The sequence below is a fragment of the Erythrobacter dokdonensis DSW-74 genome, from assembly GCF_001677335.1.
GTDB classification, from domain to species: Bacteria; Pseudomonadota; Alphaproteobacteria; order Sphingomonadales; family Sphingomonadaceae; genus Erythrobacter; species Erythrobacter dokdonensis.
Window position 1 is genome coordinate 228,426 of the sequence record NZ_LZYB01000003.1, and the last position, 22,589, is coordinate 251,014.

A 22,589-nucleotide genomic window follows, 5' to 3' on the forward strand; every position below is an offset into this window, starting at 1 on the left:
ATTCAGTCGCCACCCTTGCCGGTCAAAACGCGGTCACGGGCGAAAGCGAGCTGTGCCTCGCTCTCCACCATATACGGAATTGGATTGACTGCAAGCCCATCGATGCGAACTTCGTAATGGAGGTGCGGGCCGGTCGAACGACCGGTCGAGCCGACATAGCCGATCAGGTCGCCCTTCTTCACGTTGTCGCCCGCGGCAACCGCCAGACGCGACAGGTGCGCATAGCGGGTTTCCATCGACGCGCCGTGGTCGATGCTGATGTAGAGCCCATAGCTCGAATACCAGTCCGCACGGCCGACCAGCCCATCGGCGGTCGCATAGACAGGGGTGCCGGTCGGCGCGGCAAGATCGATACCGCTATGCTTGCGGCGGCCGCCGAGCACCGGATGCGTGCGCATCCCGTAGCCGCTGGTCAATTGCGCGCCTTCAAGCGGCATGCGTGAAGGCACCGACACGGTCGGCTGGGCAAAGGGCGCGGAAAACGCGGTGTGTGCGCCGGTCCCGATGGTCGGGCTGGTACGCTCGATCGCGGTCCAGCTGGCGAACAGCGACTTGAAGCGCTGGTCGCCGTTGTCGAGTGTGTCGGTCTGCGTTTCGCGAACGGGTTCGACGATGTCGGCGCTGGCGGTGGCCGAATTAGCGGAATTGGCAAGGGCGGGTGTCGTGCCGGCTGCGGAGAGAAGTGCTGCGCAGCAAAGGGCGGCGAGCTTTGACATCTGGCGCACGGCAAATTTCATACGGACCCGGTCCCCGACTTCGGCTATTCGCCGTTCTAGAGTGAGACACGTCTGATGCGCGCCTTTGTTGGACCGTGGTTATGCGGGTGATTCGTTAATGCGCAATCTCGGCGTAGAATTCGCGCGACAAACCGGCTGCAAGACGCGCTGAGTCGTTGAACGGTGGCTTAATGGCCCCGCGAAAGTGCTGTTTTACGAGGGTCTGCCACAGGGATTCGGGATTCGTTCCGATCCGTTCGGCGCACCGCAAAAAGTGCTTGGTGCCGAATCCGACATGAGTGATCTCGTCGTCAAGGATGCGGGCGAGAATTTTTGCACCGCCTGCATCTCCTGCGGCCTGCACCCGTTCCAGCGTCGCGGGCGTGACGTCCAGGCCGCGTGCTTCCAGCACCATCGGCACCACGGCAAGCCGCGCGGCGACATCGTGGCGGGTGCTATAGGCAGCCTCCCACAGCCCAGCGTGCGCAGGCAGGGCGCCATAGAAGCTGCCCATAGATTCGAGCTTGCGCGCCAGCAGCGCGAAATGCATCGCCTCGTCAGCCGCCACAGACAGGAAGTCGCCAACGAATTCCTCGCCCATCTGCGCGCCGAAACGACCTGCCATATCGAGCGCCAGATCGATCGCCACGAATTCGATATGAGCAAGGCTGTGCCACAGCGCGATTCGCGCGCGCTCGGAACCGAACTTGCCGCGCTTGGGCATACGGTTGGGCGGCAGCAGTTCAGGGCGCTCCGGCCAGGCGGGCGTATCCGGCATCTCCACATCAAAGCGCCACGCAAGATCGCCCTTGCGCCAGCGCCGCGCCACGCTGCGGGTGGTGAAGCACTTAGCGCGCGGGTCTGCGGTCAGCAGCGCGGTGCGGATGGCCGAAGCGACGCTTTCCACGTGCGGCTCAGATCGCCCTTGCAGCAGCCAGGACTTCCTCGGCGTGGCCCTTGACCTTTACCTTGTCCCACACCTGCGCGATTCTGCCGGTGGCATCGACGAGATAGGTCGAGCGGACCATGCCCATATAGGTCTTGCCGTACATCTGTTTTTCCGCCCACACGCCGAGCGCATCGGACAGGCCACCTTCTTCCGGATCGCTGGCGAGCGGCGCGGTCAGGCCGTGCTTGGCGATGAACTTCTGGTGCTTCTTCGCCGGGTCCTTACTGACCCCCAGCAGCTTGGTTCCGGCCGCCTCGAACTCGTCCTTGAGCGCGGAGAAATCCTTGTTCTCCGTGGTGCAGCCGGGGGTATCGTCCTTGGGGTAGAAGAAAATCACCAGCTTCGAGCCGGCAAAGTCCGAAGGCTTTACGCTGCCGCCTTCCGGGGTTTCCATTGCCATATCGGGAATGGCGTCACCGACGCCGGGAAAGTTGCTCATGTTTCGGTCTCCTGTTCGCTTTCCAGAATGTCCGTTCCGAGAATTTGTTTCCACACCTCGGCGACCCTTTGGCGCGCCGCACCGAAGGCTTGCAAGAGGGCGGCGTAGCTGTCTTGTCCGCAGGCCCGCGCCAGGGCCCGCGCGCCGCCCGGAGGAGGCTCGCGGCCATCCGGGGCCAACAAACGTCCGGCCACCAGCATCCGGCTCATCAGGGAATGGGGCTCGGCCAAGTCGGCGGGCAGCAATCCGGCTGCGGCCAGTCCTTCGAGCGCAACCGCAAGATCGGGATCGAGAGCGTGGGGAATAGTTTCCCCGAGCGGCCCGCCATCCGCTGTCTCGCCCCTCAGCTGGAGGTAGTGGACGAGGAATTCGAGATCGACCAGCCCGCCGCGCAGCAGCTTGGCATCCACCGGTCCGCCGGGGTGCTTGTGCAGCGCCATTTCGGCGCGCATTCCCAGTACCGCCTCGCGCAGCGCGGTCTTGTCGCGGGGCGCACGGAGTACTTCGGAAAGCACTTTGCCAAGTTCCGTCCGAGCCCTGGTCGAACCAAACAGCACCCGCGCGCGGGCGAGTGCCATGTGTTCCCACGTCCAAGCCGCTTCGCGCTGATACTTGCCGAAGGCTTCGCAGCTCACCGCCAGCGGCCCCTGATTACCCTGTGGCCTCAATCGCGTGTCGACCTCGTAGAGCGCGCCTTGTGCGGTCGGCACCGAGAGTGCTGCGCTGACCCGGCTGGCGAGGCGATTATAATAGATGGTCGCTCCGAGCGGACGCGGGCCGTCGGACTGGGCGGCGAAATCGCCAGTGAACAGATAGACGATATCGAGATCCGAGGCATGGGTCAGCGCCCCGCCGCCCAGCCGCCCTAGGCCGAGCACTACCAGCTCGCTATCCGGCACGCCCCCGTGCTTGGCGGCAAACTCGGCGATGGTCGCCTCGGCTGCCAGCGCCAGCGCCGCTTCGGCGGTGCGCGACAGGGCGCGAGCAATGGCGAGTGGATCGGCCAGCCCCTCGATCAACTGGATGCCGAGCGCAAAACGGATTTCCCCGGTGATGACCCGGATCGCATCGAGCAGCGCCTCGTAATCCTCGCGCACCGCAGCCCCGCGCATTCGGGCGGCGATTTCGGGGATCGTGCCCGGCAGATCGAGCGCGTGCTTGTCGAGCAGGGTGTCGAGCAGATCGGGCTTGCGCGCCAGCTCGTCGGCCAGCACCGGGGCAAGCGTCAGCGCGGCCACCAGCCGGTCGATCAGGTGCGGGCGCGCGGCGAGCAGGCGGAAAGTGGTGATCGCCGACGGCACGCTTTCGAGAATACGCTCCCAGCGGGTAATCGCGCGCATCGGATCGTCGCTCGTCGCCATGGCCTTCAGCAAGGCGGGCTGGAGCCTGTCCCACGCCGCCACCGCCTGCGGGGAACGGATGGCGGCATGGCGCCCGTCGCGCCAGCTCTCCACCCGCTCGGCCAGCGTCTCGGACTCCTCAAAGCCGAGTGCGGCGAGTTCGTGGGCCAGGTCGCTGATTCCGCTTTGCGCGACAGGCGCACTCTCGGGCGCGCCGATCAGTTCCTCATAAATGCGTCCCGTCCGGGCCGTTAGCGCGGTCAGTTCGGTCACCAGCGTCGCGCCGTCCGCCAGCCCGTCGAGCCGCGCTACCTGATCCAGCGCCTCGCCCTCTGGCAGACTGTGAGTCTGGCGGTCATTGACCATCTGCAAGCGGTGCTCGATTTTCCGTAGACGATCATAGCCTTCGCCCAATACGGCTGCGTTGTTGGTGCTTATCCAACCCGCCGCTGCCAGCGCGTCAAGCGCGTGTCGGGTGCCACGCACTCTGAGGGACAGATCGCGCCCGCCGTGGACCAACTGGTGGGTCTGGGCGTAGAATTCGATCTCGCGGATGCCGCCGCGCCCGCGCTTTACGTCGAAATGCGGCCCCGGTACCGGCGGGCCTTCGTGGCTGTGACGGATGCGCTGGGTAAGGGCGCGGATTTCTTCGATCGCGCCGAAATCGAGCTGGCTGCGCCATACAAAGGGTCGGATCTGGGCGAGGAAGTTCTCGCCTGCCGCAATGTCTCCCGCCGCGGCCCGCGCGCGGGTGAAGGCTGCGCGCTCCCATGCCAGCGCCTGCCCCTGGTAATGCGTGAGCGCCGCGCCCACAGGAACGGCCAGCGGGCTGATCTCGCTCGCGGGCCTGAGACGCAGATCGACCCTGAGCGCATAACCCTCGTCGGTATTGGCCGATAGCAGCGCCACCACCCGCCGGGCATAGCGCTGCGCCGCCTCGCCCGGATCATCGCTAGCCCGGCGCGGCAGACGGTCGCGATCGTAGAAGAAAATCGGATCGATGTCGGACGAATAGTTGAGCTCGCCCGCCCCCTGCTTGCCGAGTGCCAACGCGATGAAGCCTGCGGCGCTGTCTTCATCTGTGCGTTCGGTAATCGCGGTGCGGATCGCACGGTCGAGGGCGCGATCCGCGAAGGCGGTGAGTTCGTGGACGACCCGCGCGAGCGGGAAGGCGCCGGCCAGATCCGCAATCGCGACTGTCGTTGCCAGCGCGAGCCGCTCGCGCCGCAGGGCGACTTCGGTATCGGGGTTGCCGGCTTGCGAACGCGCCCATGCCAGCGCCGCTTCGCTGTCCCCTGCCTCGAGCAAGGAGGCGAGTTCCGGCTGGCGATCGAGCGCCCGCGCCAGGAACGGAGCGTAGTCGCGGGCGCGCCGCAGCGCGCTGCTCCAATCGGGTTGGTTCGTCTCACCCATGGCTCGCCTCTCTGGCCGCGCTTGCGTCTCCTCGCAAGGGGCGTCTGGTTACCCTAGCGCTACACTACAAGAGGGCGTGCTTGCGCCCCGCCCCTCGCTCTGCAATTGAGGCGCGCAGCAGGAAAGGGAATGATCGCGATGACGACACGGTTTGCAGGATTGGGCGCGATGCTGGCGGGCGCGCTGGCGCTGGCGGCATGCGATGCGATCCCGGGTATCGGCAGCGACGAGACTGCGCTCGACATTCCCGAGGTGGCCGCCGGAGACATCTCCGAAGCGACTATGAAGGACGTGACCCGGATCCTCTCGAGCGATGAATTCGAAGGTCGCATGCCGGGCACCGTGGGCGAGGAAAAGACCATTGCCCTCCTGACCGAGCGGTTCGAGAAAGCGGGGCTCAAGCCTGGCAACGGCACATCCTGGCTGCAGCAAGTCCCGCTGGTGGAGATTACTGGCAAGAATTACGCGCCGCTCACCATCACTGATGGTGATACCGATCTGGTCTATGATTTCGGCAAGGAATGGGTCGGCGTGACCTATCGCGAGGATGCAAAGGCCCAGATCGCCAACAGCGAACTGGTGTTCGTTGGCTACGGAATCAACGCGCCGGAAAAGGGCTGGAACGATTACGAAGGGATCGACGTCAAGGGCAAGACGGTGGTGATCCTCGTGAATGACCCGGATTGGCAGAGTGAAGGGTTGGAAGGTCCGTTCAACGGCAAGGCGATGACCTATTACGGACGCTGGACCTACAAGTTCGAGGAGGCCGGGCGCCAGGGCGCTGCTGGCGCGCTGATCATCCATGATACGGCGCCTGCAAGCTATGGCTGGAATGTGGTTGAAAGCTCGTGGACCGGTCCACAGGCCTACCCCCAGTATGGCGACAATCCGCCACCCATGACGCTGATGAACGGTTGGGTACAGCTTGATGCCGCCCGCGTGTTGTTCAAGGCCGCCGGGCAGGATCTCGACGGGCTGACCAAGGCTGCGCAACAGAAGGGCTTCAAGTCGGTGCCGCTGGGCATGACCGCTTCAACCAGCTTCGAGAACGATTTCCGCAGCTTCACCTCGCATAACATCATCGGCATTCTGCCTGGTAGCGATGCGGCTGACGAATACGTGATCCATACGGCGCACTGGGATCACCTGGGCCGTTGCACCCCGGCACCGGACGGTGATGACATCTGCAACGGCGCGGTCGACAATGCCACCGGCACCGCCGCGCTGGTCGCGCTGGCCGAGGCCCATGCCAAGGCCGGCCCACCGCGTCGCAGCCTCGTATTTCTAGCGGTGACGGCGGAGGAATCTGGTCTGCTGGGAGCCTATTACTATGCGGCAAACCCGGTCTATCCGCTCGACAAGACCGTGGGCGGCATCAACATGGATGCCTTCCAGGTCGCTGGCCCGGCGAAGGATGTGACCGTGGTCGGCCCGGGCAAGTCGCAGCTCGATGCCTTCCTTGATGCCGCGCTCAAGGCTGACGGGCGGGTGGCGACACCCAATCCCAAGCCCGAGGCGGGCTATTACTACCGTTCAGACCACTTCGCCTTCGCCAAGCGCGGCGTGCCGATGCTGTATATCGATGGCGGCGAGGATCTGGTCGAAGGCGGGCGCGAGGCGGGCGCGAAGGTCGCTGCCGACTATACCCGGGACCGCTACCACGGCCCCAAGGACGAGTATGATGAAAACTGGGACTGGTCGGGCGTTATGGGTGACCTGCAGCTGTTCTATCGCATCGGCCGGATGATGGCGATGAGCACCAGCTGGCCCAACTGGAACGAGGGCGACGAGTTCCGCGGCGTGCGCGACGAGGCCTGCGCCGCGTCGGACGGCGGCTGCTGACAGGCGCAGGGGAGCCGCAGACATGGCCGCTTTGATGCCGCCCGAATGGGCAGCCCAGGATTGGCTGTGGATAGGCTTCCCGCACCTTGCCGAGGAATGGCCGGGCTGGCTTGAACCCGCGCAGGTGCAGATGGCGGCCTTTGCCTCTGCCGTGGCCGAAAGCGGGCAAGAGGTGCGCCTGCTGGTGCGCGATGAAGCCAACGAGGCCCGCGCGCGGCAGCTGGTGAGCGCCAAGGTCACGCTTGAACGAAGGGTCTATGGCGATGTCTGGCTGCGCGACACCGGGCCGCTGGTGGTGTCGGACGGGCAGGAACGCATCGCCCGCCGCTTCGGCTTCAACGGCTGGGGCGGCAAGTATCTGATGCCGGGCGACATGGAGATCGGGGCCGAAATCGCCCGCGATGCGGGCCTCACCGTGACCCACACGCCGATGATCCTAGAAGGCGGAGCGGTGGACAGCGACGGCACCGGGCTGGTGGCCACCACCGAGCAATGCCTGCTCAATCCCAACCGCAACCCACACATGACCCGCAGCCAGATCGAAGCTGAACTCGCCGCGCAACTCGGCTTCACCCGCGTGCTGTGGCTGGGCGATGGCCTCATCAACGACCACACCGACGGGCACGTGGACAACCTCGCACGGTTCGTCGCCCCGAACCGGCTGGTGGTTCCGCAAGCGACCGGCAAGGAGGATCCCAATGCCGCCATCTATGCCGATGCGGCAGCGCGCGCGGCGGCTGCCGGGGTCGAGGTGGTGCGCATCCCCTCGCCGGGCCTCATGACCCGCGACGGGGTGATCGAGCCTGCCAGCTATGTGAACTTCGCGGTCACCACGCATCTGGTAGTGGTGCCGACCTTCGGCTCCCCCCATGATGCCGAGGGCGTCGCTGCCATCGCCGCGTTGTTCCCCGATCGCGATACCATTGGCCTGCCGGGCGAGGCGGTTCTTGCGGGCGGCGGTGGCTTCCATTGCGCCAGCCAGCAGATGCCCGCAGCGCCGCGGAGCGCTTAACGGTTCGTTAGCATCTTGGGAGGATGGTACGGTTCATGAACCGCGCGATCACCTTTGCTGCCCCCGCCGCCCGCGCCGTCGCTGTCCCGACGCGCCTTGCCCGTCTCGATCCGGTCGATACGCTGCGCAGCTTGATCGTCCTCGGCTGCGCTGCAGCGCTGATCCTCGCGAGCAACCCGCTGCCCTTCTGAGCCGCGCCGCGTAACCGCGCCGCCGTTCCGGGCGAACCCTACCGGTGACATCACCGGAATAAAGGCCGCCCCATGCACAAGACCCTGCTTGCCTTCGCCACGGGCGCGCTAGCGCTCGCCGGCTTTGCCTTTGCGTCATCGGCTGAAACCAGACGGGAAGCGGCGCCTGCGGGCGGCGAGCCGGTGCTGCTCGAACTCTTCACCAGTCAGGGCTGCTCCTCGTGCCCTCCCGCGGACCGACTGGCGAGCGAGCTGGCACGCGATCCCGCCCTTGTCGTGATCTCGCGGCCGGTGACCTATTGGGACCGCCTCGGCTGGAAGGACACGCTTGCCAGAGAGGACAACACCGAACTGCAGCGCGCCTATGCCAGGGCGGGGCTTGCGGGGCAGAACGGGGTCTACACGCCGCAGCTGGTGATCGATGGCCGTTTCGGTGCGGTCGGCTCGGGCGCAGACGAAGTCACCCGCGGCATTGCCCGCCATGGCGGCAAGGGCGGAGCGGCGATCCGGGTGCGCGATCTGGGCGCGGAAGGCTTTGCGGTCGGTGTCGCCGGCGTCGCGCAGCGTCCCGCCGAGCTGGTGCTCGTTGCGGTCGGGCGCCGTTCCGTGGTTGATATCGCGCGCGGCGAGAATGGCGGGCGCGCGATCGAATATGTCAATGTAGTCAGGGATGAACGACGGCTCACCGGCTGGCGCGGCGGCCAGGCAAACCTTGTGATCGCACCGGCGCAACTTCAGGTGCAGGGCGCCGATGCCTATGCGCTGGTCCTGCGCGAAGGCGGCGGGGGTCGCGTGCTGGCAGCGGGCTGGCTTGGTCAGTAGAGCCGCAGCAATGCGCCCAGCGCCGCTGCGCCGAGCACCAGCCCCACCGCCGTGCGCCAGACCGGATCGCTGATCCGGCCCGAGACAGCCATACCGATCCCGTTGCCGAGAAGGATGACGGGAAGCAAAAGTAGCGAAAACTGCGCAAGATCCGCGCGCAGTAGGCCCATCCAGCCGGCCGCCACCAGGCCCGCCGCTGCGGCGATAGTGAAGATCAGCAGCATCGAGGCCTTTATGGTGACGCGCGGTAATTCTCGCCCGGCATAATAGGGCACCACCGGAGGCCCGGGCATTCCTGCATAGCCTGTCATCAACCCGCTCAGGATGCCCACTGCTCCCGTAACAAAGCGTCCCGGCACTACCCCTGACCGGCGCGGTAGCAGGATCGCGATGAAGGCGCTGCAGGCAATCAACGCGATCACCAGCCTTGCCACGTTCGCCCCTGTTGACGTCAGAGCCAGCAAGCCGAGAGGGGTTGCGAGCACTACCAGCGCAGAGATGCGCCAGGCGCTGCGCTCGGATTCACGCACCAGCCGCGGCAGCTCGGTAAGGCCGATCAGCAGCGAGAGCGCGTTGCCCATCACCACGGCGGCGACGGGCGGTAGTGCGAGCGCGAGCACGGGCACCAGCAGGATCGCCATGCCGAAGCCCGTCAATCCGCGCACGAAACTCGCGCCGAGCGCTGCAAGCACCGCCACGGCGATCTGCCACGCGGAAAATCCCGCCAGCAGTTCCATCGGACCCGGTCAGGCCGCCGCGAGGTCGGGCGGCGTGCCTTCGCTCTGCAGCATCGCGATGGCTTCGGCTAGCGGCATCACCTTCTGGTGCTCCGCGCCCAGCGTGCGGACCGCGACGGTGCCTTCCTCAGCCTCGCGCTTGCCGACCACCAGCAGGTGCGGGACCTTGGCCAGCGAGTGTTCGCGCACCTTGTAGTTGATCTTCTCGTTGCGGGTGTCGGTCTCTACCCGGATGCCCGCCGCCTTGAGTTGCGCCGCGACTTCGCCAGCGTAGCCGTCGGCGTCCGAAACGATCGTCGCCACCACCGCCTGCACCGGCGCGAGCCATGCGGGCAGGCGCCCGGCGAAGTGCTCGATCAGGATACCGATGAAGCGTTCGTAGCTGCCGAAAATCGCGCGGTGGAGCATCACGGGGCGGTGCTTCTCGCCATCTTCGCCGATGTAATGCGCATCGAGCCTTTCGGGCAAAACCCGGTCCGACTGGATCGTGCCGACCTGCCAGGTGCGGCCGATCGCATCGGTCAGGTGCCATTCGAGCTTGGGGGCATAGAACGCGCCTTCGCCCGGCAGTTCCTCCCATTCGAGCCCGTTCGCGGAGAGCGCATCGCGCAACTCTTGCTCGGCCTTGTCCCAATCGGCATCCGATCCGAAGCGCTGCTCGGGGCGCAGCGCCAGCTTGATGTCATAGGTGAAGCCGAAATCCTTATAGACGCTGTCGGCCAGCGCGATGAAGGCCTGCACCTCGGACACGACCTGGCCTTCCGTGCAGAAGATATGCGCATCGTCCTGCGTGAACTGGCGCACCCGCATCAGGCCATGCAGCGCGCCGTGCGGTTCGTTGCGGTGGCAGCAGCCCATCTCACCCAGCCGGATCGGCAGGTCGCGGTAAGAGGTGATGCCCTGCTTGAACACCAGCACATGCGCCGGGCAGTTCATCGGCTTCAGCGCCATCCAGTCGGCATCCTTGGAGACCAGCTCCGCGCCTTCTTGGGTATTGGGCACTTCGTCGGGGATGACGAACATGTTTTCCCGGTACTTGCCCCAGTGGCCAGACTGCTCCCACTGGCGCGCGTCCATCACCTGCGGGGTCTTGATCTCGCGATAGCCTGCGCCGTCCATCTTGCGGCGCATATAGGCCTCAAGCTCGCGCCAGATGCGGTAGCCCTTGGGGTGCCAGAACACGCTGCCATGCGCCTCTTCCTGCAAGTGGAACAGGTCCATCTCGCGGCCCAGCTTGCGGTGATCGCGCTTGGCGGCTTCTTCAAGCCTCGTCAGGTGCGCGTTGAGCTGCTTCTTGTTGAGCCAGCCGGTGCCGTAGATGCGCGTCAGCTGCGCATTGTTCTGATCGCCGCGCCAATAGGCCCCGGCGACGCGCATCAGCTTGAAGGCATCGGGATCGAGCTTGCCGGTGGAGGGCAGGTGCGGACCGCGGCACATGTCGAGCCAGTCGTTACCGCTCCAATAGACGGTCAGTTCCTCGCCTTCGGGCAGCTCCTTGGCCCATTCCGCCTTGAACACTTCGCCTTCTGCGGCCCACTTGGCGATCAGGTCTTCGCGGCTCCACACTTCGCGGCGCAGCGGCTTATCGGCGCGAATGATGCGCCGCATTTCTTCCTCAATGGCAGGTAGATCGTCCATGCCGAAGGGCTCGCGGCCCTCGGGCGCTTTCACATCGTAATAGAAGCCGTCGTCGGTCGCCGGGCCGAAAGTGATCTGCGTGCCGGGCCACAGCGCCTGCACCGCTTCGGCAAGGACATGGGCGTAATCATGGCGGGCGAGTTCCAGCGCCTCGGCCTCGTCGCGGGCGGTGATCAGCGCGAGGTTGGCGTCACCGTCGAAGGGGCGGTCGAGGTCGCGCAGCTCGCCATCCACGCGCGCAGCCAGTGCCGCCTTGGCAAGGCCGGGGCCGATTGCGGCGGCGATGTCTGCCGGGGTCGATCCGGGAGGCACTTCGCGTACCGATCCATCGGGCAGGCTGATCTTGAGCAGTTCGGTCATTATCGCAGTTCCGTCTCGTTTGGAGCGCGCCCTGCCACAAGCCGAGGCGCACCGGAAGAGCGGTGTTGAACGAGAGTCGGTTTCGGGAAGGACACCGCGCCGCCCCGAACCGGGCGGCGGGCCACGTGCCTAGCGCACAGCCCCCCGCCCCCGGATAGTCCGGGTGGTCGTGGTGGCAGTGGTGGTCAGCAGCTTGGCCATGGCGTTGCCCATAGGCTGATGACCGCCGCCTGTCACGCCTTATGCGCAGATCGGGCGCCGCGGGTGAGGCATCGCTTAAGCGCTGATGGAAAGCACCCTTGACATCAATCTGGGACGAATGTAAAGCAACCTTATCATTATGTAAGAGGAGCTTTCCATGTCGCGCAGATATTCTCCAGCCATGCGCAACTACCTGCGGCGGCTTGCGGGCTTCATGGTAGCTTACACGGTGCTGATTTTCGCTGTCGGCACCGTGTTCCGTGTCAGTCCGCCGAGCGGGCCGCTCGCCTGGGGCGTTGCAGTCCTGCCAGCGCTGCCGATCCTCGGGGTGTTCTGGACGATTGGCCGGCTGCTAGCCGAAGAGACCGACGAATACATGCGGATGATGTTCGTGCGCCAATCGCTGATCGCCACGGCCTTCTGCCTCAGCATCATGACGGTATGGGAATTCCTGCAGAATTTCGAAGTCGTACCGCCGGGTAATGGCGGTTTCGGTGCGGCGTTTTTCTGGTTCGTCGGGTTGGGAGCGGGCGGGGTATGGAACGCCTTGGCCAACCGTGCCGAGGCTGAGGAATGAACAACCGCCTCAAGGTGTTGCGCGCGGAACGCAGCTGGAGCCAGCAGGATCTTGCCGACCGGCTGGGCGTCAGCCGTCAGAGCGTCAACGCGATCGAGAAGGGCCGCTATGACCCTTCTCTGCCGCTTGCCTTCACCATCGCCGAAGTGTTCGGCCTGCCGATCGAAGCTATTTTCTTGAGAGACGGAGAAACCCGATGACATTCGTCCGCCTGCTGATCGCCGCCTTCTTCGCTGCGCTCCTGCCCACTGCTGCTTTCGCCGATGATGCACCTTGTCCACCGTTCGAAGTGACGGGTTCGGGCCCCGATCTCGTACTTGTCCCCGGCCTCGGTTCGTCCCCTGCGGTGTGGGACGGGGTCAGGGAAAGCCTCGCCCGCGATTATCGGCTGCACTTCGTCCATGTGGCAGGTTTTGCCGGGCGTGCTCCGGAGGGCGATCCCGATACGCTGCTTGCGCGTACCCGGGCCGAAATCATCCGGCATCTTGATTGCCGGAAGGTCGAAAGCGCCGCCTTCGCGGGCCATTCGATGGGGGGCTTTCTTGGGCTGACGCTTGCTGCCGACCACCCTGACCGGATCAACAAGGTGGTGGTGGTCGACTCGCTGCCGTTCTTTCCGCTGATTTTCGACCCCGCCGCCACGACCGATGCCGTGCGGGCGCAGGCTGACGGGATGCGTGCCCAGATGGCGGCGCAGGATGATGCAAGCTTTGCTGCTGCTCAGCGCATGGGGGCACGCTCACTGGTACAGGCGCCGGATCACCAGGCGCAGATTGCCGCATGGTCGATCACCAGCGATCGGGCCACCTTCGCAGGAGCGCTCCACGCCCTTATGACCACCGACCTGCGTCCACGGCTCTGCGAGATTCAGGCTCCGGTGACGGTGATCGCCGCCGCGAACCCCTTTGCCCCGCGCAGCCGTATCGAGCCACTCTACACCGCCGCCTATGCAGGATTGCAGCAGACCCAGCTCGATGTGATCGATGACAGCTTCCACTTTATCATGTTCGATCAGCCCCAAGTGTTCGAAGCCGCGCTGCGTGCGGGGCTGGCCGGTTAGCCCGCGAGCATGCCCGACCCCCTCTCGGTCATGATCCGTTTGGTCCCGGCCAGCTGCGTGCTGCGTTGCCTGACGCCGGCAACAAAGCGGAATTCGGTTGTCGCGCGGGCCGGGGTCAGTTCTACCACCATATAGCCGCGCTGTGCCGTGTCGGCCCACTTGAGCTGTTCGTTCTCGGCCACCAAGGCCCCCGCCAGCGCCGCCGGTGGAACAAAGGACAGATAGCTTTCGAACCCCGGCGAACTGACCGAGCAAACGCCCAATTCAACCCCGACATTCTCGCCTTCGTGGGTCAGGTCGAAGGCCCACGCATTATGCGTATCGCCCGCCAATACAAAGAGGTTGGCATCGGCTTCGAGCGCGGCCTTGAACACTCGCGCGCGTGCAGCGGGATAGCCGTCCCATGCATCCATATTGGAGGGCAGGCCTGTTTGGCTGGCTGCCGAGGCTGCGATCAGGCGCTGACGGATATAATCGGGCAAGCTGTCGCCGATCTGGGCTGTTAGCGCCTTGGGTGTGCGCAGATTGCCGATCAGCACTTGCTGCACCAGCACCTGCCAGTGGGTGCCGCTTGCGGTCGAGTCGGCCAGTCCTTCGGCCAGCCAATTTTCCTGACCCTCTCCGAGCAATTGTCGCTCGGGATCGGCCCAGTCACCATCGCGGAATGCGATGAGAGCGGCCATCAACGCCTGAGGATCGCTCTTGCCGGCGAGCACCTTTTCGAGGCTGAACTGCTGATCACGCCCCTCGAGCCGGGTATCGAGCCGGAACAGTGTTGCCAGATCGCCGACCTGATATGCGGCATAGGGTTCGTCGGAGACCGGCATCCATTCGCGATAGACCCGCTTGGCAATCGCCTTGCGCGTGGCCCAGTCACCCTCGGTATCCGGTTGGTGGTTCTGCGCCCCGTCCTTCCAGCTGTCATTCGCGCTTTCATGGTCATCCCACACCGCGATCATTGGAAGTACCTGATGAAGGCGCTGCAAATCGGGATCGGCGCGGTATGTGGCGTAGCGCAGGCGATAATCGGTTAGCGTCACGATCTCGTTCGCGGGCGCCAGCATCCGCTGGCCATTGGCCTGGTTTGGATCGGGATAGGTGCCCGCGCCATATTCGTAGATATAGTCGCCCAGATGCACCGCGAGATCGGCGTCATTGGCCTCGGCCGCGTGGCCATAGGCGTTGAACCAGCCGAACCCGAAATTGGAGCAGGAGAACACGGCCAGCCGGAATTTCTCGATCCCGGCTTCGGGCAGGGTGCGTGTGCGGCCAACCTGCGACATGCTGCCATCCGGGGCTATGAAGCGGTAGAAATACCAGCGCCCCGGCATGAGGCCATCGGCCCAGCTCTTGGCGCACCAGTCGCGTTCCGCGCTGGCCCGTGCGCTGCCCTCTGCGACAGGATTGGTGAAATCCTCGCTTTCGCTGACCTGCCATTCCAGATCGGTGGTCTGCTCGCCCACATAGCGCGTCCACAGCATCACCTTGTCGGTGGCCGGCTCGCCGCTGGCGACCCCATGGGTGAAGCCGCTGCCGAAGCTGCGCGCTCCCAGCGGTGTCGCCGCCAGTGCCGCCGAGGTGCCGGCAAGAGTGAAAAGGCCGCGACGGGTAAGTGCGGCCGGCGAGGCGGCCGGTAGGCCTGCCGTTGGGTCGGTCTTGATCATGTGCGGGCGCGTAATCTTCTCCGGTTGCGCTTGCGTGACAATGCTTGCGTGTTGGCGTTAGCACAAGGCATGGTGACCGGATGAGCGATGTCATGCACCATACCCTCTACGATGGCCGCCGGATCGCATTCCGGTTCACCCCCGGGACCGGACCGACACTGGTGTTCCTGCCCGGCTACATGTCCGACATGGCGGGCGGCAAGGCGACCGCGCTGTTTGCCGAGGCGCAGGAGAAGGGGCGCGCCTGCCTGCTGCTTGACTATTCGGGTTGCGGGCAAAGCGGCGGGGACTTCGCTGATGGATCGCTCAGCCGCTGGCGCGACGAGGTGCTCGCATTGGTAGCCTCCTATGTCGCGGGGCCGGTGCTGCTGGTGGGTTCGTCGATGGGCGGGTGGTTGATGCTGCTGGTTGCCGAGCATCTCAAGCATCGTCTTGCGGGATTGATCGGCATAGCCCCTGCGCCCGATTTTACCCGCTGGGGTTATACGAGCGAACAGCGCGCGCAACTGGCGGCAGGCGAAACGATCCACGAACCCAATCCCTATGGTCCCGAGCCGACGCCGACCTATCCTGGCTTCTTCGCCGATGCCGAATGCCATCTGCGGCTGGAAGGGGCGATCGACCTTGCCTGTCCGGTGCGGCTGATCCACGGCAAGAAGGATGCCGACGTGCCCTGTGAGATAAGCTTGCGTCTGAAGTCGGCGCTGCGTTCGGACGACGTACAGGTTACGCTGGTAGAGGACGGCGACCATCGTCTTTCGCGCGAGATCGACATCGCCCGCATCAAGGCCCTCGTGGCCGAATTCTACGGATAGTTGCCCTTGTCTCTGCTTATTGCCCTGTTGCTTCAGGTTGGCCCCGATCCGATGCGCGGCGCGTTGCCCGACGATGATCTGGTCCGCGACCGCCCGCCGCGCGAAGCGGCGCGGTCTGCCTTGGCGCAGGAGATGCTCAATCCGACCACCGCCTGGCTAGAGCGTTGCCTCGATCAACTCGCCGAGGATCCTGCCCGGGCGCATGCCATGGCGCAGATCCGACGCAGCGAAACCAGTGGCGCAGACCGGGTCCTTGCCAACCATTGCCTCGGCACCGCGGCGACGGAGCTGGGCCTGTGGGAAGACGCCCGCATGGCCTTTATCGCGGCGCGCGAGGAAACTCCGACGGAGGAAAGCCGGACGCGCGCGCGGTTCGCCACCATGGCCGGCAATGCCGCTCTGGCAAGCGGGGATGCGGCCGGCGCGCTCGGCCTGCTGGAAATGGCCGAATCCGATGCCCGCAGCGCCGCTTCTGCGCCGTTGCAGGCGCTCGCGGCTATCGACCGTGCGCGCGCGTTGGTAGCGCTGGGGCGGAGCGAGGAGGCGTTGGCCGCGCTGGGGCGCGCTACCCAATTGACGCCCGACAATACGGAGGCCTGGCTGCTCAACGCTACACTGCTGCGGCGTCTCGACCGATTGGGGCTTGCGCAGGAAGCAATCGAGCGGGCAGCGAGCCTTGCACCGGGCAATCCGGAGATCGGCCTCGAAGCCGGCGTGATCGCGGTGCTCTCCGGGCGTGACGAGGCGGCGCGCGAGAGCTGGCAATCGGTGATCAACCTCGCCCCCGAAAGCCCCGCTGCAAAAACCGCGCAGGGCTATCTAACCCAGCTTGGCCCTTCGGAGGCCGCGCCTGATCAGGAGCCGCCCGCATGACGACATTCTCCGTGCTCGATCTGGTCCCCGTCCGTGAAGGCGGCACCCTCAGCGAGGCGTTCGCTGCCACCACCGAACTGGCGCGTGCCGCAGAATGCGGCGGTTGCGAGCGTTTCTGGGTGGCCGAGCATCACGCGATGGACGGCATCGCGGGCGGAGCGACCTCGGTGGTGCTGGCTCATCTGGGCAACGCGACGAGCCGCATTCGCCTTGGCTCGGGCGGGATCATGCTGCCCAACCACACCCCGTTCCAGATCGCCGAACAGTTCGGCACACTGGATGCGCTGTTTCCTGGGCGGATCGACCTTGGACTGGGGCGCGCGCCGGGGGCTGGACCTGAATTGCAGCGCGCGCTGAGAAAGAACCTTCACCAGGCCGCCGAATATTTCCCGCAGGACGTGGTCGAGCTGCGCGCCCTCCTGACCGGTGATATCGACTTGCCGATAAGGGCAACTCCAGGCTTTGGCGCCAAGGTCCAACTGTGGATGTTGGGGTCGAGCCTGTTCGGCGCGCAACTGGCCGCCAGGCTTGGTCTGCCCTATGCCTTTGCCGCTCATTTCGCTCCCGATCACCTAGATGCCGCGCTCGCGCTCTATCGCCGCGACTTCCAGCCCTCCGAGGCGCTGGATCGCCCGCACGTGATGGTCGCCATGAACGTTTTCGCCGCCGAGACCGAGTCCGAGGCACGCTTGCTGGCCTCAAGCCAACAGCAAAGCTTCGTGCGACTCAGAACCGGTAACCCCGGCAAGCTGCCCCCGCCAGTTGCCGATTACGTCGACACGCTCCCCGCCAGCGCGCAGGCTATGCTGTCTCACCTTGGTCAGGCCGCAGCGGTTGGAACTCCCGCACAGGTGCGTGAAGGCATCGCTGCCTTCGTTCAGCGCACCGGGGCGGACGAAATCATGCTGTGTGGCGCGACCTTTGACCCGGCTGCGCGCATTCATTCGCTGGAACTGACACTGGAAGCTTGCGAAAACGCCATTCCAGCGTGAAATCCGCGATCATGGCGCTTGCGTGCCATGGCGCGAAGGGCGTATCGCAGAAAACACGATAACAACAATCCGGCATAATAATATTACTGCACGTTATTATAGATGCAGCCAAGGCCGGTTAGCAGGATGGGCAGGAGTTGATGAAGGGATCTACCGTGGCCGGCGGTTCTGCCGGCAAGTCGCTTATTAAGGTGCTGCGAGCCCATCTCGAGGCCTCGCTGCTGCCGGGCGAAATCCCGCTTGCGAAACCTGCGATGGACGAAGCAGCAGAGTTCCTGCTCGCCGCCGCGCAGATCCGACGCCCCGGCGAAACGCTTGTCCACATCAAGTCCGACACCGGTGAGCGCCGTCTTCGCATAGCGGTGATCAACGATGACATGCCGTTTCTGGTCGATTCGGTCGCTGCCACCATCCTTGCCCAGGGCCTTGCGATCGAACGACTGCTGCACCCTGTCGCGCCGGTTACCCGCAACGAGACTGGCGCGATAGCTGCGATTGGCAAGCCGGGCCTCAAGGGGGCCGAAGACGGTTCCCGTGAATCATTGATCTATGTCGAGACGCCGCGCGCTGATGCGCGCGAGCGTCGCGGGCTTGACGAAGCGCTCCGCGCCACTCTTGTCGATGTCCGCGCCGCAGTCGGTGATTGGCCGAGGATGCAGGCCATGATGGCTGAAGATGTCGCACGCGCCGCGGCGCTCGACGAAGAGGCCGCAGCGCTGCTCGGCTGGCTCAATTCCGGCATGCTAACTCAGCTTGGACACCTCACCCGCCTGCGCGACGGACGCGAGGAAGACGTGCTGGGAATCTGCCGCGGCTCGGCGCGCGAACTGCTCGCCGAGGCCTCGCTGCAGCGCGCCTTCGATTGGTTCGATCGGCACGAGGCCGAGGGTAATCCGCGTACCTTGCTGGTCATCAAGTCCAATGTCCACGCGCGCGTCCACCGCGCCAGCCCGCTCGACCTGTTCATCGTGCCGCACCGCGAAGAAGGCCGAATCACTGCGCTCTCGATCCATGCCGGGCTGTGGACCAGCGCCGCGCTTGCGGCGCGACCGGGCGAGGTGCCGGTGCTGCGCCAGACTCTCGCCGCTCTGACCGACGAGCTCGGCTTTGACCCTGCCGGGCACAACGGCAAGGCACTTGTTCATGCCTTCACCAGCTTGCCTAATGACCTGCTGATCGCCTTCGGGCGCAGCCGCATCACCGAGCTTGCGACCACCAAGATGGCGCTGATCGACCGTCCGCGCCCGCGGCTGGTACTGCTCCGCTCGACGCTCGAACGGCATCTGTTCGCTTTCGTATGGCTCCCGCGCGACCAGCTTTCGACCGATGTCCGCCTGCAGATTCAGGGGATGCTGCTTGCTGCGCCGGGTGCTGCGCTGCTTGACTGGAGCCTTGAAGTCGAAGGCACCAATCTTGCGCTGCTGCGCTTCCTGATCGACGTTCGCGCCTGCGAGGAATTGCCGGATCCCGGCCGCATCGAGACCGAACTGGTCGATCTGCTGCGCGGCTGGAACGAGGCGGTCGAGACTTATCTGACGACTGCCGAGGATGATGGCCGCGCCGCCGCGCTTGCCGCGCGCTATGCTCCTGCCTTCCCGACCGGTTACCGTCTCACCTATGGCCCCGCCGAAGCCGCGCGCGACATCGCACGCCTGCGCACGCTGGCGCTGGCCGAAAGCGACGAAACTGCTTCTGCCGTCCGTCCTGACCGCGCCACGCGGCTTTACCGTCTCGATAGCGACCCGGCAGATAGTCTCAGGCTCAAGATCTATTGCGCGCGCGGGCGGCTGGCCCTGTCCGATGCCGTGCCAGCACTGGAGAATTTCGGCTTCCGCGTCGCGGCGGAAGTGCCGACCTTCCTGACCGATCCCGCGCTCGGTTCGATCCATGACTTTATCCTGACCGTGCCTGCGGGTCTTGATGCGGCAACGCTGCTCTCGCGCGCCGAACTGATCGAGCAGGCGATGGCCGACGTGTCGAACGGTGTGGCCGAGGATGATCCCTTCAATCGTTTGGTGGCCGCCACCGGGCTTACCCCGCGCGAGGCGAACTGGCTGCGTGCGATCTACCGTTATCTGCGCCAGACCGGGGTGAGCTATACCATCTATACCGTGGTCGATGCGCTCGTGGCCGCGCCGCATGTGACCCGCGCAATGATCGACCTTTTCGGCGGGCGTCACGATCCGGCGTTCAAGGGCGACCGCGAGGAGGCAATCGCCACTGCCGCGGCCGCCTTCACCCGCGGGCTGGCCAAAGTTACCGCGATCAATGACGACCGGCTCCTGCGGCTCTACCGCGCGGTGATCGATGCGGTCCTGCGCACCAATGCCTTTTCGCCTGCCGCTGCAGAGGCGCTGGCCTTCAAGATCGATTCGGGCCTTGTGCCAAATCTCCCCAAGCCGGTGCCATGGCGCGAAATCTTCGTCTATTCGACCCGGGTCGAAGGCATCCATCTGCGTTCGGGCGCGGTGGCACGCGGCGGTCTTCGCTGGTCCGACCGGCGCGACGATTTCCGCACCGAGATCCTCGGGTTGATGAAGGCGCAGCGGGTGAAGAACGCGGTGATCGTGCCCACGGGAGCCAAGGGCGGGTTTTATCCCAAGCAGCTCCCCTCCCCAGCGCTCGACCGCGAGGGCTGGGCCACCGAAGGACGCGCCTCCTACGAGATCTTTATCCGCACACTGCTGTCGGTCACCGACAACATTGTGGACGGCAAGGTGGTGCATCCCGAGGCCGTGCGGGTGCTCGACGGGGAGGATCCCTATTTCGTGGTCGCCGCGGACAAGGGCACTGCGACCTTTTCCGACGTCGCCAACGCCATCGCCCAATCGCGCGATTTCTGGCTGGATGATGCCTTCGCCAGCGGTGGCTCGAACGGATATGACCACAAGGCGATGGGGATCACCGCGCGCGGCGCTTGGGTATCCGTCCAGCGCCACTTCCGCGAGATGGGGATCGACGTCCAGAAGGACAGCGTCACCGTAGCGGGCTGCGGAGACATGTCGGGCGACGTTTTCGGCAATGGGATGCTGCTTTCGAAGGCGATCAAACTGGTGGCCGCATTCGACCATCGCCACATCTTCCTGGACCCTTCACCCGATCCGCTGACAAGCTGGAAGGAGCGCAAGCGGATGTTCGAACTCCCGCGTTCGAGCTGGGAGGATTACAATCCCGCGCTCATCTCCAAGGGCGGCGGCGTATTCAGCCGTTCGCTGAAGCGCATCAAGCTGACCAAGCAGGTGCGCGAGCTGCTCGGCATCGGCGAGAAGGAGATCGAGCCCGAGGCGCTGATTTCCGCTATCCTGAGAGCCGAGGTCGATCTGCTGTGGTTCGGAGGGATCGGCACCTATGTCAAAGCGCCGCAGGAAAACCACATCCAGGTTGGTGATCCAGCCAATGACTCGATCCGCATCGATGCCGACGAGGTCGGTGCCAAGGTTATCGGCGAGGGCGCCAACCTAGGGGTGACGCAGGCCGGGCGTATCGCGTTCTCGCTGGCGGGAGGACGCATCAATACCGACTTCATCGACAATTCCGCTGGGGTCGATTGCTCGGATAACGAGGTCAACATCAAGATCGCGCTCGCTGCGGCGATGCGCGAAGGCAAGCTTACCGGGAAGAAGCGTAACACGCTGCTGGCGGCGATGACCGACGAGGTCGGCCAGATCGTGCTCGAGGACAACCGCTTGCAGGCGCTTGCGCTGTCGGTGGCGGAGACCGGTGGAGGGGGGGCGACAGCCTCCTATGTCCGCCTTATCGAGCGCCTCGAGGAAGTGAGTGAGTTCGACCGTCGCACCGAAGGGCTGGCCGATGGCGAGACCCTGCTCCGCCGCGCCGCCGACGGCCATGGCCTCACTCGCCCCGAACTTGCGGTGCTTCTGTCCTCGGCCAAGCTTGCGCTGCAGGACGCGATCGAGGCGAGCAACCTTGCCGATGACCCGGTGCTGGAAGGTATGCTGCTGGCGCGCTTCCCTTCGGCAATGCGCAAGACCTATGCTGGGCAGATTCGCGGTCACCGCTTGCGGCGCGAGATGATTGCGACAAGTCTTGCCAATCGTATCGTCAACCGGCTGGGCATGGTCCATCCCTTCGAACTTGCGGAGGAGGAAGGTGTCGGCCTCGCCGAGGTCGCCGGTGCCTTCGTGGTGGCGGAGCGGCTGTTCGGGCTCGACGCGCTGTGGCGTCAGCTTGACGAGGCGGCAATTCCGGAAGCTGCACGCCTCGCGCTGTTCGACAGGCTTGCCGCGGCCGTGGGCAATCTCATGTCCGACGTGCTGCGCACCGCTGCAGGCAAGGTTGCGGCAGGCACAATGGTCAGTGAACTTGGCAGCGGCGTGGAACTGCTCGCCGAAGCCCGCGACGAACTGCTGGCTGCCGAACCGCGCGCACGCTCGCTAGAACTCAGACAGAACTTTGTCGCCGCCGGAGCGCCCGAGGCGCTGGCGGCGCAAGTCGCCAACCTGTTTGATTTCGATGGAGCGGTGGGCCTCGCGAGGCTGGCGCTGGAGACCGGGATCAATGCCAAGCTGCTGACGCACGCCTTCACTGATATCGGTGCGCGGTTGGGCCTCGACTGGGCTCAGGGAATCGCGGCTCATATGAGCCCGTCTGACGTGTGGGATCGGTTGCTTGTCTCCGGCCTTGCGCGCGACTTCCAGCAGATGCGGCTCGATTTCCTGCGCAGGCTTATGCGGCGCAAAACTGGCAAGGATGATCCGCGCAGCAATGTCGACGACTGGGCAGCGCGCAACGAACAGGCAGTCACCCAGTTTCGCAGCATGGTGACGCGCGCTCAGGCCCGCCCGCCGGTCGGCCCGGCAATGCTCGCCCAGATCGCCAGCCAGGCGCGCAATCTGCTCGAACGGTAGCACTCTTCCTTCTGGCGGGTTGACCCTCCGGCTGTTTGCGGCACATCAAGGGCCGCAAAGAGCCGGAGGGGCATAGCGAG

Annotated in this window: 18 protein-coding genes; 11 read left to right on the top strand and 7 right to left on the bottom strand. The window is 65.2% G+C overall.

Annotation, left to right across the window (positions count from 1 at the left end; genetic code table 11):
* Window positions 1–2: 2 nt before the first annotated feature.
* The 4 genes from I603_RS07510 to glnE all read right to left on the bottom strand — a co-directional run bounded on the left by I603_RS07510 (window position 3) and on the right by glnE (window position 4,857).
* Window positions 3–716, bottom strand: a complete 714-nt coding sequence (locus I603_RS07510) for a M23 family metallopeptidase (RefSeq protein WP_232305287.1) — start codon at window positions 714–716, stop codon at window positions 3–5.
* Between the two features lie 115 nt (window positions 717–831).
* On the bottom strand, window positions 832–1,623 hold the full coding sequence (locus I603_RS07515; RefSeq protein ID WP_068863684.1) for a ferritin-like domain-containing protein: 792 nt from the start codon (window positions 1,621–1,623) through the stop codon (window positions 832–834).
* Between the two features lie 7 nt (window positions 1,624–1,630).
* The gene (locus I603_RS07520) at window positions 1,631–2,104 is read right to left on the bottom strand and encodes a peroxiredoxin (RefSeq protein ID WP_068863686.1); all 474 of its coding nucleotides are present in this window, start codon (window positions 2,102–2,104) and stop codon (window positions 1,631–1,633) included.
* On the bottom strand, window positions 2,101–4,857 hold the full coding sequence (glnE, locus tag I603_RS07525) for a bifunctional [glutamate--ammonia ligase]-adenylyl-L-tyrosine phosphorylase/[glutamate--ammonia-ligase] adenylyltransferase (protein WP_068863688.1): 2,757 nt from the start codon (window positions 4,855–4,857) through the stop codon (window positions 2,101–2,103). Before glnE ends, I603_RS07520 begins: the two co-directional genes overlap by 4 nt.
* Window positions 4,858–4,995: 138 nt before the next feature.
* On the opposite strand from glnE, the gene I603_RS07530 reads away from it, so the two are divergent.
* The 4 genes from I603_RS07530 (at window position 4,996) to I603_RS07540 (ending at window position 8,724) form a co-directional block, all read left to right on the top strand.
* Window positions 4,996–6,699 (top strand): M28 family metallopeptidase, encoded by a 1,704-nt coding sequence (locus I603_RS07530; protein ID WP_068864134.1) that lies wholly within the window; start codon window positions 4,996–4,998, stop codon window positions 6,697–6,699.
* Window positions 6,700–6,721: 22 nt separating this feature from the next.
* On the top strand, window positions 6,722–7,711 hold the full coding sequence (locus I603_RS07535) for an agmatine deiminase family protein (protein WP_068863690.1): 990 nt from the start codon (window positions 6,722–6,724) through the stop codon (window positions 7,709–7,711).
* Between the two features lie 35 nt (window positions 7,712–7,746).
* Entirely contained in the window at window positions 7,747–7,902 is a 156-nt protein-coding gene (locus tag I603_RS14510) for a hypothetical protein (RefSeq protein WP_157090863.1), read from the top strand.
* Window positions 7,903–7,974: 72 nt separating this feature from the next.
* On the top strand, window positions 7,975–8,724 hold the full coding sequence (locus I603_RS07540; protein ID WP_068863692.1) for a DUF1223 domain-containing protein: 750 nt from the start codon (window positions 7,975–7,977) through the stop codon (window positions 8,722–8,724).
* Here the strand turns inward: I603_RS07540 and I603_RS07545 are convergent.
* Window positions 8,718–9,461, bottom strand: a complete 744-nt coding sequence (locus tag I603_RS07545) for a TSUP family transporter (RefSeq protein ID WP_068863694.1) — start codon at window positions 9,459–9,461, stop codon at window positions 8,718–8,720. The two genes, I603_RS07540 and I603_RS07545, sit on opposite strands and share 7 nt — an antisense overlap.
* 9 nt (window positions 9,462–9,470) lie before the next feature.
* Entirely contained in the window at window positions 9,471–11,459 is a 1,989-nt protein-coding gene (gene thrS, locus I603_RS07550) for a threonine--tRNA ligase (protein WP_068863696.1), read from the bottom strand.
* Between the two features lie 358 nt (window positions 11,460–11,817).
* On the opposite strand from thrS, the gene I603_RS07555 reads away from it, so the two are divergent.
* Genes I603_RS07555 through I603_RS07565 form a run of 3 tightly spaced genes read left to right on the top strand, consistent with a single transcriptional unit; the run spans window position 11,818 to window position 13,297 of the window.
* Complete coding sequence (locus I603_RS07555; protein ID WP_068863698.1) at window positions 11,818–12,237, top strand: hypothetical protein; 420 nt, start codon at window positions 11,818–11,820, stop codon at window positions 12,235–12,237.
* Window positions 12,234–12,437, top strand: a complete 204-nt coding sequence (locus I603_RS07560; RefSeq protein WP_068863700.1) for a helix-turn-helix transcriptional regulator — start codon at window positions 12,234–12,236, stop codon at window positions 12,435–12,437. Before I603_RS07555 ends, I603_RS07560 begins: the two co-directional genes overlap by 4 nt.
* Window positions 12,434–13,297, top strand: coding sequence for an alpha/beta fold hydrolase (locus I603_RS07565; RefSeq protein ID WP_068863701.1), 864 nt, complete (start codon window positions 12,434–12,436; stop codon window positions 13,295–13,297). The genes I603_RS07560 and I603_RS07565 overlap by 4 nt, the downstream gene beginning before the upstream one ends.
* Here I603_RS07565 and I603_RS07570 read toward each other — a convergent pair.
* Window positions 13,294–14,961, bottom strand: a complete 1,668-nt coding sequence (locus I603_RS07570) for an alkaline phosphatase D family protein (protein ID WP_084439966.1) — start codon at window positions 14,959–14,961, stop codon at window positions 13,294–13,296. The two genes, I603_RS07565 and I603_RS07570, sit on opposite strands and share 4 nt — an antisense overlap.
* An 80-nt stretch (window positions 14,962–15,041) precedes the next feature.
* On the opposite strand from I603_RS07570, the gene I603_RS07575 reads away from it, so the two are divergent.
* From I603_RS07575 to I603_RS07590, 4 genes are all read left to right on the top strand, one after another.
* Entirely contained in the window at window positions 15,042–15,776 is a 735-nt protein-coding gene (locus I603_RS07575; RefSeq protein WP_068863703.1) for an alpha/beta fold hydrolase, read from the top strand.
* A 6-nt stretch (window positions 15,777–15,782) separates the two neighbouring features.
* Window positions 15,783–16,649 carry a tetratricopeptide repeat protein gene (locus I603_RS07580; RefSeq protein WP_232305289.1) on the top strand — a complete coding sequence of 289 codons (867 nt, stop codon included), beginning with the start codon at window positions 15,783–15,785 and terminating at the stop codon, window positions 16,647–16,649.
* Window positions 16,646–17,641 carry an LLM class flavin-dependent oxidoreductase gene (locus I603_RS07585; RefSeq protein WP_068863705.1) on the top strand — a complete coding sequence of 332 codons (996 nt, stop codon included), beginning with the start codon at window positions 16,646–16,648 and terminating at the stop codon, window positions 17,639–17,641. Before I603_RS07580 ends, I603_RS07585 begins: the two co-directional genes overlap by 4 nt.
* 140 nt (window positions 17,642–17,781) lie before the next feature.
* Window positions 17,782–22,509 (top strand): NAD-glutamate dehydrogenase domain-containing protein, encoded by a 4,728-nt coding sequence (locus I603_RS07590; RefSeq protein WP_068863707.1) that lies wholly within the window; start codon window positions 17,782–17,784, stop codon window positions 22,507–22,509.
* Window positions 22,510–22,589 lie beyond the last annotated feature (80 nt).

Excerpts from the sequence above, each read along its gene's own strand:
- glnE (WP_068863688.1), bottom strand. The coding sequence starts at position 4,857 with ATGGGTGAGACGAACCAACCCGATTGGAGCAGCGCGCTGCGGCGCGCC.
- I603_RS07585 (WP_068863705.1), top strand. The coding sequence starts at position 16,646 with ATGACGACATTCTCCGTGCTCGATCTGGTCCCCGTCCGTGAAGGCGGC.
- I603_RS07590 (WP_068863707.1), top strand. The coding sequence starts at position 17,782 with ATGAAGGGATCTACCGTGGCCGGCGGTTCTGCCGGCAAGTCGCTTATT.
- I603_RS07560 (WP_068863700.1), top strand. The coding sequence starts at position 12,234 with ATGAACAACCGCCTCAAGGTGTTGCGCGCGGAACGCAGCTGGAGCCAG.
- I603_RS07575 (WP_068863703.1), top strand. The coding sequence starts at position 15,042 with ATGAGCGATGTCATGCACCATACCCTCTACGATGGCCGCCGGATCGCA.
- I603_RS07510 (WP_232305287.1), bottom strand. The coding sequence starts at position 716 with ATGTCAAAGCTCGCCGCCCTTTGCTGCGCAGCACTTCTCTCCGCAGCC.
- I603_RS07535 (WP_068863690.1), top strand. The coding sequence starts at position 6,722 with ATGGCCGCTTTGATGCCGCCCGAATGGGCAGCCCAGGATTGGCTGTGG.
- I603_RS07530 (WP_068864134.1), top strand. The coding sequence starts at position 4,996 with ATGACGACACGGTTTGCAGGATTGGGCGCGATGCTGGCGGGCGCGCTG.
- I603_RS07555 (WP_068863698.1), top strand. The coding sequence starts at position 11,818 with ATGTCGCGCAGATATTCTCCAGCCATGCGCAACTACCTGCGGCGGCTT.
- thrS (WP_068863696.1), bottom strand. The coding sequence starts at position 11,459 with ATGACCGAACTGCTCAAGATCAGCCTGCCCGATGGATCGGTACGCGAA.
- I603_RS07520 (WP_068863686.1), bottom strand. The coding sequence starts at position 2,104 with ATGAGCAACTTTCCCGGCGTCGGTGACGCCATTCCCGATATGGCAATG.
- I603_RS07545 (WP_068863694.1), bottom strand. The coding sequence starts at position 9,461 with ATGGAACTGCTGGCGGGATTTTCCGCGTGGCAGATCGCCGTGGCGGTG.
- I603_RS07565 (WP_068863701.1), top strand. The coding sequence starts at position 12,434 with ATGACATTCGTCCGCCTGCTGATCGCCGCCTTCTTCGCTGCGCTCCTG.
- I603_RS07540 (WP_068863692.1), top strand. The coding sequence starts at position 7,975 with ATGCACAAGACCCTGCTTGCCTTCGCCACGGGCGCGCTAGCGCTCGCC.
- I603_RS14510 (WP_157090863.1), top strand. The coding sequence starts at position 7,747 with ATGAACCGCGCGATCACCTTTGCTGCCCCCGCCGCCCGCGCCGTCGCT.
- I603_RS07570 (WP_084439966.1), bottom strand. The coding sequence starts at position 14,961 with ATGATCAAGACCGACCCAACGGCAGGCCTACCGGCCGCCTCGCCGGCC.